This window comes from Staphylococcus nepalensis, assembly GCF_002442935.1.
GTDB lineage: Bacteria > Bacillota > Bacilli > Staphylococcales > Staphylococcaceae > Staphylococcus > Staphylococcus nepalensis.
In genome coordinates this window covers 2880979-2893248 of the sequence record NZ_CP017466.1, presented here as the reverse complement: position 1 = coordinate 2893248, position 12270 = coordinate 2880979, and the positions used below count along the sequence as shown (strand labels likewise).

Sequence of the window (12270 nt, the reverse complement as noted above, 5' to 3'; positions counted from 1 at the left end):
CCATAAACAAGTCCCCTTAAAACTTGGATGCGTCCTAAGTTTTAAGGGGACTTGTTGTAATATTTTCTAATTTAAAGTAATGAATTGATGCGCGTGTTGAGATGTAAGTGAATCTGGCCACGCTATATCAAATGCTACCCAATGGCTGCCGCCATCATCTGAATAATAAACACCTTTGTTATTAGCAAGATAAAAAATGCCATCTCTTTCAGTAACCGCTGAAACTAATGTGCCATCTGGAGAAGGTAATCCTTTGGTAGCTTCTGTCCACTTACTTTCTTGCTTTTTATCAATATAGTAAATCGTGGAAAATGTGTTATTTCCATAGTTATGTGCATCAAATGGAGAGTCTGAAGTAGCGATAACAATATTATCTGGGTTTAGAGAATGAACCGCTAAGCCATAACCGTATCTGTGCTCAATACCATCAATAAATGTCGTCCAAGTCTTGCCATAGTCATCACTTTCAATAAAGGTGTCTCGACCTCCATTTAAGAAAGCGTCACCTAAAACACCGTACATTTTATTAGGATACTCTAGATGACTTTTTAAGACATGAATATCAATTGGTGTATCTTGTGTCTTTGGCGCCTCCCAATGTTGACCCGCATCAGTGGATTGAATAAAGCCACCTGCCTCAATTGTAAGGTTAATCATATTTGGTGATTTAATATTTGTGTCAAACCATTTTACGTGATGCGTATGTGGTCTAGGAGGGAAGAACCAATGGTCTTTACCAGTAATATGACTAAAATCGGTAAGCAATTCGAATGAATCACCTTGATCATATGATATGAACAAAGCACTAGGTTCAGTACCTACGAGTACAGCACTGCGATTATCGCCTGTATCTATAACTGTAACTGCAGTGACAGCTGTCATGTGAATGTCATCTTTGTTGAATGGACTATTATAAGTAAAACGTGTGCCAATAGGGAACCATGTCTGACCTTTGTCTACACTTTTCCATAAACCGCGATCAAATGTGCCACAATAAAGTGTATCTCTAGCATGAGGGTCTTGGGCCACCGAAATCGTATTCATACCTTCTAATTTTCTTTCAAGTTGAATATGCTCATTTTCTTTGTTTATCAGTACTAATGCATTGTCATAAGTTATTGCGTATTGAGTCATATTATAGCCACCTTTTAAAAATTGAGTACGAACAAAAATGAATTCAGACTACATCATTTTATCCATAACTATTTAGCGTTGATTAAGATAGTGATTATTAATTTAAGATATTTATATCCTAAATTAATACACATCTCGTTGATATCTTTGGTTTTTAATGAGTTCTGTTAAATAATCTTCCGCTTGTGCTTGAGTAAAGTCACCATGTTGCACTAATACATTTACAAGTGATTGGTGCACCCCTTTAGCCATTTCATCTTTGTCACCACAAAGATAAACGGTTGCACCGTTTCTTAACCATTTATAGAAATCTGCGCCATTCTCTTCAATACGGTGTTGGACATAGATTTTGTTTTCTGTATCTCGTGAAAAAGCTAAGTCTAATTTGCTAATAATACCTTTTTCAAGCCATGACTCTAAATCACTACGATACAAGAAATCGGCGTCATAATTTTGATTTCCAAATATTAACCATTGATTTCCTCTAAGTTGTAAATGTTCTCTTTCTTGAAGGAATGCTCTGTAAGGCGCGATACCTGTCCCAGCACCGATCATAATGACTGGCGTATGGTTGTTATATGGGAAATTGAAATTAGGGTTCTTTTTAAGATAAACAGGGATTTTATCGCCTGTTTGTGTGCGGTCGGCAAGTTGTACAGAGCAAACACCTTGGCGTTCACGATGATGTGCCTCATACTTCACAACACGTACCGTAATGTGCACGGTGTGAGGGTTAACTTGATTACTACTTGCAATAGAGTACTCTCTAGGCGGTAGTTTTCTTAATAAATCCTTTAACATATCAGGTGTAAGTGATACAGGGGTAAAGTCTTTGATTAAGTCGATGAAATCTCTACCATAAATATAGTTTTGAACCCATTCTTTTTTCTGCACATTTGCGTTTAACATAGGATTTCCAAATAATGCTGCGGCATTATTTAATATGGAAGGTGTTAACTTAGATATTTCAAATTCATTTGTAAGTGCATTTTGTAATGAAACAGTTTGGTCACTATTATCTATAGTGATAGAAGTCGTACTATCCCAGCCTAATGTATCGATTAATTCTTCTACAAGCACAGGATTGTTTTTAGGGACAATGACTAAACTATCTCCTGGTTCGTAGGATTCACCATAGCCATCTAAAGATAGCTCGAGATGTCTGACTTCACGTGTTGCAGTTGGTTCAGTCAACACGCTATTTTCGACTACTTCAGCGAAAAAAGGGTGTGTTTTTGAATAGGGTGCTTGTGGTTCTTCTACAATAACATCCTCATCGATGGGTTCCTCATTTTGATTTCCAGAAGATATTTGAGTCAAAAGTTCAAGCATATCAATAATCCATTGCTCAGAAGTTTCTTCAAAATCAAAGTCACATTCGACACGATCAGCTAATCGATTGCCGCCTAAATCACCTAAAATTTTATCAAAATCTTTCCCGGCTTGGCAGAAATCAGGATAGTCTTGATCGCCTAATGCAAGGACTGAAAAATTTAAATGGCTTAAGTCAGGCGCTTCATCACTGTGTAGAAAATCATAAAAATCTAAAGCGTTGATTGGGGGCTCGCCCACGCCATGTGTTGAAGTGATAATAAACACATGATTCACTTTGGTTAAATCTTCTTGAGGAAAATCGTCCATCTCCCAAGTATGCACTGTGATGTCATGTTCTTTTAATTTCGTTTCGAATTCATCTGCTATTTCTTCAGCATTTCCTGTTTCTGTACCGAATAAAATATTTACTTCTAATGGTTCATCTGTAGAAGTGGCAGTAGTATCTGTTTGGGGCGCTTCTGAAGTAGCTGTTTCAGTTGATGCTGTTGATTCAGTTGGCTCAGTCTTTTCACTTAAATGCTCTGAGGGCTCAGCATGATCATCAGTATATTGATTTAGGTCACCTTCACCTGTAGAAGTATTAAGTAAATAGCCGCTTAACCAAGACTGTTGATCTGATGACAGTGTTGGCATGAGTTGTTTTATAAGTTCCAATTGATTTTCATCAAAAGGGGAATTTGTTCTATTTAATTCCAAAAAGGTCACCTCGTATTGTATTAATAATTTATAGCAAAGCGTGAATCATTACACGCTATTCGTATAATAGAATTTAAATGAAGTATAACATTGTTTTATAATTTTTAAATGATAGAGATTATCATCTATAAAAAAATCCAACTTATGGCCTATGAATTTATTCAAAAAATTGAGGCGGGATAGAAATCAAATATTTCATTTGATATCGTACTCCCGCCTCAGTTAGGTTGGCGATATGATTGAAAACTTTGGCACTTATATATAGTAAAGCGTTACTTAATGTACGCTTTACTATTTTTAAATAAACGCATATCGACTTTATCGTTTTTAGAATTTATCTATTATATAGAAAGGAAATATAAGAAGGGCTCAATTTCTTATATATTTTATAATGGCTAGGTTTTATAATGATTTATACTTTAGAGACAGAATGGACAGTTCCATTCGATGGTTATGGTTTAATAGCAAAAGCACGTACTGGGAACCCGGGTGATTTGTTTGGTTTTGGGCTAATGGCATAAATAATAGCACCACGTGTAGGTAATTGGTCTAAATTCGTTAGTAATTCAAGTTGAAAGGTGTCTTGTCCCAATACGTAACGCTCGCCTATAATGTCTCCGTTTTTTGCAACATCAATTGAAGCGTCTGTATCAAACGTTTCGTGTCCTATTGATTTCACTTGTCTATCTTCTAGTAAATATTGCAAAGCGTCTAAGCCCCAACCGGGTAGGTGGAGATTGCCCTTTGTATCTTTATTTTCAAAACGTTCAATATCTGGCCACCGCTTAGACCAATCACTTCGGAAAGCGACAAATGTGCCTGGTTCTATGGATCCATGTTTGGCTTCCCATTGTTTAATAAGATCCCGCGTTAAAATAAAATCAGCATCTGCTGCTACTTCTTGTGAAAAATCTAGAACAACAAGTGGTAATACGAGTTCTTTTAAGTCAATTTCATGCAGATAACGTGTTTTTTCGACAAAATGTATCGGTGCATCAATATGTGTACCATACTGGGTTACAATATTCCAATTTTGTACATAGAAACCATCATCGGCAATATTAAAAAGTGTGGAGACTTTTGCGCGTTCAAATTCACTGAAACACGGAATAGTTTCATCAAACGTGTGGGTCAAGTCGATCCACGATGACGTTTTTAATTGTTCTAATTGATCCCATAACGGATAATACATTGATATCACCTTCATCATTAATTATTAAACTGTTGCTGGATTTGTTGATTTACGTAATTTATCTACTGAATTTACAAGTACAGTTAAGGCTTCTTTAACTTCATCTTCTTTACGCGTTTTTAAACCGCAGTCTGGGTTTACCCAGAATAAAGAACGGTCAATTTCTTGTAAAGCACGGTTGATGGCTTCTGTAATTTCAGCTTCGGTAGGAATACGTGGACTATGAATATCATATACCCCTAATCCAATACCTAAATCGTAAGTAATATCTTCGAAGTCTTTAATTAAATCACCATGGCTACGAGATGTTTCAATTGAAATGACATCTGCATCTAAATCATAGATAGCATGGATAATTTGACCAAATTGAGAATAGCACATATGTGTATGAATTTGCGTTTCATCGGCAACAGAAGATGTAGCTAGTTTGAATGAGCGTACGGCTTTATTAAGGTAGTCTTCATGATATTCTGAACGTAACGGTAAACCTTCTCTTAATGCAGGTTCATCCACTTGAATAATTTGAATACCAGCTTTTTCTAGTGCCAAGACTTCTTCGTTAATGGCTAATGCAATTTGATCTTGAACTTCTTCACGTGGTAAATCTACGCGTTCAAATGACCAATTTAAGATTGTTACTGGTCCAGTAAGCATACCTTTTACTGGTTTATTCGTTAAACTTTGTGCATAAAGTGTTTCTTTAACAGTTAAAGGTTCTGACCACTTTACATCACCATAGATGATGGGTGGCTTCACTGCACGAGATCCGTAAGATTGCACCCAACCAAACTTAGTTACTAAGAAACCTTGTAATTTTTCTCCGAAGAATTCTACCATGTCATTTCGCTCAAATTCACCATGTACTAAGACATCTAATCCGATATCTTCTTGTATTTTAATCCAACGGGCAATTTCATTTTTTAGGAAAGATTTATAATCTTCATCTGTAATACGGCTATTCTTCCAATCAGCACGGAACTTTCTTACTTCTTGCGATTGTGGGAACGAACCAATCGTCGTTGTAGGCAAGTCAGGCAAGTTAAGACGTGCGTCTTGCGCTTGTTTACGTATTTTAAATGGCGATTGTCTCGTAGTGCGTGCACGGTCAAAATCATATTCAAGGTTTTTGAAAGATTGATTTTGGAAACGCTCATAACGTGTTTGAAGCACATCAAATTTTTGACTGTCATTGTCATTAAATAGTCGTCTTAAAGCATCTAATTCGTCTAATTTTTCAGTAGCAAAGCTTAAACCCTCAGCGATTGACTCATCTAATGTTTCATCGTCTAATGAGACTGGTACATGCAATAATGAAGATGAAGGTTGAATAACAAGATTATTTGTATGATTTTGTAATGTTTCAATTAGTGATTTTTTAGCTTCAATGTCTGCAGCCCACACGTTACGACCATCAATGATACCAGCATAGAGTGTTTTGTCTTTGTCTAAGTCACCAGCTTTGATTTGTGCTAAATTATAGCCGTTATCGTGTACAAAATCTAAACCTAACCCTTTTACAGGTAAACTATTTAGGAATTTTAAGTTTACACGTTCAAAATAAGTTTGAATGGCAAGGTAATGACTTAATCCTTCTTCTGCAAAATAGTTATAAGCAGTACGCGTAACATCTTCGTATGCTGCGCTATCATCTTCGACAAGTACAGGTTCATCAATTTGAATATATTCAGCACCAGCATCTACTAAAGATTGTAGTACTTCTTTATATAAAGGCAATAATGTATTTACTTTTTCTTCAAATGATTGAGCGCCGCCTTTAGAGAGTTTTACAAATGTGATTGGGCCTACAATAACTGGGTGCGCATTTACATTGATAGACTGTGCATAGTTGAATCGATCTAATAATACGTTGTGGTTAAGTTTTGGTTCTGCATTATCCCATTCAGGTACAATATAATGGTAGTTTGTGTTGAACCATTTAATTAACGCACTTGCAACATGTTCTTTATTACCTCTGGCAATATCGAATAATAAATCATTATTTACTTCTCTACCTTGGAAACGTTCAGGAATAATATTAAATAGTAGTGAAGTATCAAGAATATGATCATAAAGTGCAAAGTCTCCGACAGGTACACTCGTTAAATTATAGTTCTTTTGCAATAATAAATTCTCTTTATGCAAGTCTGTTAATTGTTGGTTGAGTGTGTCAGTATCTATTTTATTAGCCCAGTAACTTTCAATCGTTTTTTTCCATTCTCTTTTTCTACCTAATCTTGGGAAACCTAAATTTGATGTTTGAATTGTCATAATATTGCCTCCTGTTTACTTGAAGTAATTGATTGTGAATATGACGCAAGTTCTAAAGAGTAATCTACTTTCTGGAACGGTGTAATTAAATACAAGCCATTAAAATATTTATGAACGGTGTCTATGAGTTCTTTCGAAAGCTTTAGGCTTAATGCTTTCGTTTTTTCTTTGTCATCCTTAACAGCTTCAAATTGTTCTAAAATTGCTTCTGATAGCTTAATGCCAGGTACTTCGTTATGTAAAAATAATGCGTTATTATAACTAGTGACTGGCATAATACCAATAAAGAATGGCACATCTAAATGTTTGGTTGCTTCATATATTTCTTTGATTTTTTCAGTGCTGTAGACCGGTTGTGTAATAAAGTAGTGCGTACCGCTTTCTATCTTTTTCTCAGCACGCTTTACTGAACCTTCTAACTTTCGAACATTTGGATCAAAAGCACCTGCGATGTTGAAGTTTGTCTTTGTCTTCAGCGCATCACCATCTGTGTTAATACCTTTATTAAAGCGCAATGCAATTTCTGTTAAACCTTTGGAGTTCACATCATAAACGTTTGTTGCGCCAGGTAAGTGACCTATTTTTGATGGGTCTCCAGTAATTGTTAAAATTTCATTGATATTAAGTAGTGATAGTCCTAATAAATGTGACTGTAAACCAATGAGATTACGATCACGACACGTAATATGAACTAATGGCTCAATAGTATATTGTTGCTTGATAATACTTGCAGCTGCAACGTTACTAATGCGTACAGTGGCTAATGAATTGTCTGCTAATGTCACTGCATCAATATGTGCATCATCAAGTTTTTTGATATTTCTGAAAAATAATTCTGTATCTAAGTGCTTAGGTGTGTCTAATTCGACGATAATGGTCGGACGTTGTTTGACTTTGGTTGTTAAGTTTTGCTGTTTGGTCTGGGTACGTGAGCAACTGTTATATTTTTTAATAGGTATGACGTTTTTATGAGTGACTGGTTCTAAGTTGGCTATTGAAGACTTGATAAATTGAATATGTTCAGGTGTTGTACCGCAACAGCCCCCGATAATTCGAACACCTTCATTAATCAATTGTTTGGCGACTTTACCAAAGTATTCAGCGTTATCACTATATTTGAATTGGCTATTTTCAATATCTAATAAACTTGCATTTGGGTAGCAAGACAGATAGGCATGCTCGGGCAATTCAATATGTGAAAATGATTGCTGCATGTGGTGTGGGCCGTGATGGCAATTCAGCCCTACGATATCTGCGCCGCTATTTACAACTTGTTGTAACGCCGTATTGATTTCTGTGCCATCTCTTAAATAGTTTGTGTTTAAAGCTGTTAACTGTGCGACAATAGGTATATTATGTTTTTGCTTTGTAGCCTTGATGATATTGGTGAGTTCTTCTAAATCGTAATATGTTTCGAATAGTAAACCGTCGATGCCTTCTTCGACTAGTGTATCTACTTGTATTTCAGTGTGGTATTGAATGGCCTCTAAACTTAAAGGTTCTTGTTTTACACCTCTAAACCCGCCAACAGTACCTAATATAAATGTTTCATTGTTAGCTGCTTTTTTAGCAATCTGTACTGCGGCTTTGTGTATGTCTTTCACTTTATGTTCTAAACCAAATAATTTTAATTTTTCAAAATTTGCGCCATACGTATTGGTTTGGATAATATCTGCTCCAGATTCAATATAGGACCGGTGTATGCGTTCTATTTTTTCAGGATGGGTTAGGTTATATGCTTCTGGACACGTATCTAAACCATCTGAATACAGAATCGTTCCCATAGCACCATCAGCGACTAAAATATTCTGTTTCAGTTTGTTGATTAGTTGACTCATTGAAGGCCTCCTTCAGTGCATAGTTCAAGTCTGCTATTAACTCATCTGCATTTTCTAAACCTACACTTAATCTAAATAATCCAAACGTAATATGACGTGCTTCACGAACTTCTTTTGGTACAGCAGCATGAGACATTGTAGCCGGGTGAGACAGAATTGTTTCAACTCCGCCTAAGCTGACAGAAACGAGTGGTAACGTGAGTGCATCTACAAATGCTTGTGCTTTTGTTTCGTCTTTCAACCTTAAGCCTAAAACGGCACCGCCATGACTTGCTTGAGATAGGTGTAATGCATCATTCCCCGGGTAATAAACTTCTGCAATTTCTTCACGTTGTGATAAGAATGTATAAAGTTTTTGCGCATTTTCAACAGATTGGTTAAAACGCACAGATAACGTTTTTAAATGTTGAGATAAAGTCCAGCTATCATGTGCAGATAACGCGGTCCCTGTGCCATTTTGTAATAAATAAAGTGCATCAGCTACTTCTTTATTACTAGTTATAGCAGCACCTGCAATGATATCGCTATGGCCACCTAAGAATTTGGTAGCACTATGAACGACAATATCTGCACCTAATGCTAAAGGCGATTGGCCAAGGGGTGTCATAAATGTATTATCTACAGCAAGCAATAGTTTATACTGTTCAGCAATTTGTGCGACACCTTTAATATCCGTGATTTTAAATAATGGATTGGATGGCGTTTCAATATATACGAGTTTTGTATTTGATTGAATGGCTTGTTCGATTTCTTGTAAGTGTGTTGTATCTACTGTAGTAAATTGAATGTTGAAACGTGTTAATATTTGTTCAGTTAACCGGAAAGTACCGCCATAGACATCGTCTGGAAGGATAACATGATCACCAGAATTTAATGTGAGTAATACAGCTGAAATAGCAGCGATACCAGATGCATAAGCAAATGCATAATCGCCACCTTCAAGTGCAGCTAACTTTTCTTCTAATAGCGCACGATTAGGGTTACCACTGCGCGCATAATCATATTTAGCGTCGCCACCTAAAACTTTTTGATGAAAAGTTGAAGATGCATATAAAGGAGGATTAGCTGAATCATAATCAACACCTCTATTAGCATCGAATATCACTTCTGTTTCTTTTGATAAACTCATGAAATCACTCCTTCTTTAGCTTTTTCTAAAGCTTGAATAATATCTTTTTCAATATCTTCGTAATTTTCAACACCGATAGATAGTCTAAGTAAATATTCGTCAATACCACGTTTATCCTTTTCCTCATCAGGCATATCGACATGTGTTTGCGTATATGGGAAGGTAATGAATGTTTCAGTGCCGCCTAAACTTTCTGCAAAAATACAAACTTGTAAGCTTTCTAAAAATTTATCCGCTTTATAATTTTTATCTAACCGTAAGCTCAACATGCCTGTGCGCCCACAATATAAGACTTGATCAATACCTTTTAAGTTACAACATCGTTCTGCTAGCAATTTGGCATTGTATTCTGAACGGTCCATTCTTAAATGTAATGTCTTTAGCCCACGCTGTAATAAATAACTGTCAAAAGGTGATAAAGTTGCACCGATCATATTGTGGAATTCACCTAATTGTTCAGCTAAATGAGGGTCTTTAACTGTAACTACACCAGCAAGTACATCATTATGCCCACCTATATACTTTGTAGCCGAATGTAGTACGATATCCGCACCATCTTCAAGCGGTGTTGATAGATAAGGTGTTAAAAATGTATTGTCTATAATCGTTAATAAATGATGTTCTTTACTTAATACATAATAAGGGTCAACGTCTACTTCTAACATTTGTGGGTTTGAAATTGTTTCAATGAATAATGCTTTAGTATGATCTGTAATGCTTTCCTTTACTGCTTCATAGTTTAAAAAATCTACGTATTTGAAGTGAACACCATATTGTTTTTCATAAAAATCAAATAGTCTAAACGTACCTCCGTATAAATCAAATGATACTAAGATTTCGTCACCTGCTTTAAATAAATTACATATTAATTGTATAGCTGCCATACCACTTGCAGTAGCAAATGAAGCAGTGCCACGTTCTAACTTAGCAAAGGCTTCTTCAAATGCTGAGCGTGTTGGGTTTTTAGTTCTTGTATAATCAAAGCCTGTTGATTCCCCTAAATGCGGATGCTGATAAGCAGTTGATAAATAAATTGGGTTTGCAATTGCGCCCGTTGAATCATGTGTAAGTGCTATTTGTGATAGTTCAGTATTTTTCATAATACAAATAACCTCCTTTAAAAATAAAAAAAGCTTTCGTCCTTTAAACCCGAATAAATCGGATGTAAAGGACGAAAGCTTAGCTCGCGGTACCACCTTTGTTTATTACTTTATCACTAAAGTAATCTTATCCAGTACGCCAAATTGTCTTACACACATGTACTGAATTGTGCTATCGTAATATGTTTAAATAAAAAACTCACTTTAGCTAAATGTAAAATGAGTATTAACAACATATCCGACGCGTGGCATAATCCAGTACGCCATTTAACAAAATGTTAATACTGTATCGCTGTAACGGGCGAACCCGTTGATACCTCATATTGGCATCAACACTCAAAGGCCATTTTCAAACTTTCTTTCTGTGTCTCCTTTCAGCAAGCGAAGACTCTCTGTGTCAGCAGTGTAAATTCTACTTTCCTTATTACTGTGTGTTGCTATTTCGAATTTGTTACATTTTAGGTTACACACTTAAATGACTTTTGTCAACAATTTATCTGAAAATTTAGATTTAATCAATAATTCCGAATTATGTTTTTCATTGTGACAGTGATGATATACTAGGATTAAATAAAAAGGTTATATTTGTCAGGAAAGTAGGTGTACACGATGAGAGATTCAATAGATGAACGTCTTAAATTAGATCAAAATGCTCAAGTCAATGAAATTGAAATTCAAAAAATCAAAGCAAACCCTTATCAACCCAGAAAAACATTCGATCAAGCACGCTTGAAGGATTTAGCTGAATCAATTCAACTGCATGGTATTTTGCAACCTATCGTGTTAAGAAAAACCATAGCGGGTTACAACATTGTAGTAGGGGAACGTCGGTATAGAGCTTCAAAGATAGCTGGGTTGACTCATATACCAGCAATAATTAAAGAATTAACTGATGAAGATATGATGGAACTCGCCGTGATTGAGAATCTCCAACGTGAAGATTTAAACGCTATAGAAGAAGCCGAAAGTTACAAAAAGTTAATGGAGGATTTAAAACTTACACAGCAAGACATTGCAACGCGTTTGAGCAAATCTAGACCATACATAGCTAATATGTTACGTTTACTCCAATTACCTAAAGAAGTCACTGGGATGGTGAAAGACGGCAAGCTTTCAGGGGCTCATGGTCGCACCTTACTAGCGATAAAAGATAAGCAAAAAATAAAAAAAATAGCTCATCAAGCCTCCCGGGAGGCTTGGAGCGTACGTTCACTCGAGCAATATGTGAACACATGTAATGATGGTAAGATAAAGCAAAGCACTTCATCACAACCTGCTTCAAAGCCTAAGTTTATTCAACAACAAGAGCGCCAATTAAAAGAACAATATGGTGCAAATGTTATGATATCTACAAAGCATAAAAAGGGACAGATAACATTTGAGTTTAAATCTGAAGCAGAATTTAAAAGATTAATCCATCAACTTAATGAAAAATATAAAGAAGAATAAGACAGAAACCATGATCCGCAATAAGCGTTATGATATCGCTAAGGCAAAGATGACTAGGAGTGAAAAAAGCTTGTTTTGCTTATAAGCGTATTTTCATTCCAGTCACCTACTACCTATATAAAACTCAAA

Annotated in this window: 8 protein-coding genes and 1 other annotated feature; of the genes, 1 reads left to right on the top strand and 7 read right to left on the bottom strand. The window is 35.8% G+C overall.

Annotation, left to right across the window (positions count from 1 at the left end; translation table 11 throughout):
* Positions 1-66 precede the first annotated feature (66 nt).
* From BJG89_RS13865 to BJG89_RS13835, 7 genes are all read right to left on the bottom strand, one after another.
* Positions 67-1134, bottom strand: coding sequence for a WD40/YVTN/BNR-like repeat-containing protein (locus BJG89_RS13865; protein WP_096811146.1), 1068 nt, complete (start codon positions 1132-1134; stop codon positions 67-69).
* 123 nt (positions 1135-1257) lie between these two features.
* Positions 1258-3174, bottom strand: coding sequence for a diflavin oxidoreductase (locus tag BJG89_RS13860; RefSeq protein WP_411756569.1), 1917 nt, complete (start codon positions 3172-3174; stop codon positions 1258-1260).
* 442 nt (positions 3175-3616) lie between these two features.
* Positions 3617-4357 carry a cyclase family protein gene (locus tag BJG89_RS13855; RefSeq protein ID WP_096811144.1) on the bottom strand — a complete coding sequence of 247 codons (741 nt, stop codon included), beginning with the start codon at positions 4355-4357 and terminating at the stop codon, positions 3617-3619.
* A gap of 24 nt (positions 4358-4381) precedes the next feature.
* Positions 4382-6628, bottom strand: coding sequence for a 5-methyltetrahydropteroyltriglutamate--homocysteine S-methyltransferase (gene metE, locus BJG89_RS13850; RefSeq protein ID WP_096811143.1), 2247 nt, complete (start codon positions 6626-6628; stop codon positions 4382-4384).
* Entirely contained in the window at positions 6622-8463 is a 1842-nt protein-coding gene (locus tag BJG89_RS13845) for a bifunctional homocysteine S-methyltransferase/methylenetetrahydrofolate reductase (RefSeq protein WP_096811142.1), read from the bottom strand. The genes metE and BJG89_RS13845 overlap by 7 nt, the downstream gene beginning before the upstream one ends.
* Positions 8417-9592 carry a cystathionine beta-lyase MetC gene (gene metC / locus BJG89_RS13840; protein WP_096811141.1) on the bottom strand — a complete coding sequence of 392 codons (1176 nt, stop codon included), beginning with the start codon at positions 9590-9592 and terminating at the stop codon, positions 8417-8419. The genes BJG89_RS13845 and metC overlap by 47 nt, the downstream gene beginning before the upstream one ends.
* The gene (locus BJG89_RS13835; RefSeq protein WP_096811140.1) at positions 9589-10692 is read right to left on the bottom strand and encodes a PLP-dependent transferase; all 1104 of its coding nucleotides are present in this window, start codon (positions 10690-10692) and stop codon (positions 9589-9591) included. The genes metC and BJG89_RS13835 overlap by 4 nt, the downstream gene beginning before the upstream one ends.
* Before the next feature lie 64 nt (positions 10693-10756).
* Positions 10757-11129, bottom strand: a binding site (T-box leader).
* A 172-nt stretch (positions 11130-11301) separates the two neighbouring features.
* Here BJG89_RS13835 and BJG89_RS13825 point away from each other — a divergent pair.
* A complete protein-coding gene (locus tag BJG89_RS13825) occupies positions 11302-12141 on the top strand; it encodes a ParB/RepB/Spo0J family partition protein (RefSeq protein WP_096811139.1) in 840 nt (279 codons plus the stop codon).
* Positions 12142-12270: the final 129 nt, after the last annotated feature.

Bases quoted from the DNA above. Each gene is read 5' to 3' on its own strand.
- BJG89_RS13835 (WP_096811140.1), bottom strand. From the start codon at position 10,692: ATGAAAAATACTGAACTATCACAAATAGCACTTACACATGATTCAACG.
- metC (WP_096811141.1), bottom strand. From the start codon at position 9,592: ATGAGTTTATCAAAAGAAACAGAAGTGATATTCGATGCTAATAGAGGT.
- BJG89_RS13855 (WP_096811144.1), bottom strand. From the start codon at position 4,357: ATGTATTATCCGTTATGGGATCAATTAGAACAATTAAAAACGTCATCG.
- BJG89_RS13825 (WP_096811139.1), top strand. From the start codon at position 11,302: ATGAGAGATTCAATAGATGAACGTCTTAAATTAGATCAAAATGCTCAA.
- BJG89_RS13845 (WP_096811142.1), bottom strand. From the start codon at position 8,463: ATGAGTCAACTAATCAACAAACTGAAACAGAATATTTTAGTCGCTGAT.
- BJG89_RS13865 (WP_096811146.1), bottom strand. From the start codon at position 1,134: ATGACTCAATACGCAATAACTTATGACAATGCATTAGTACTGATAAAC.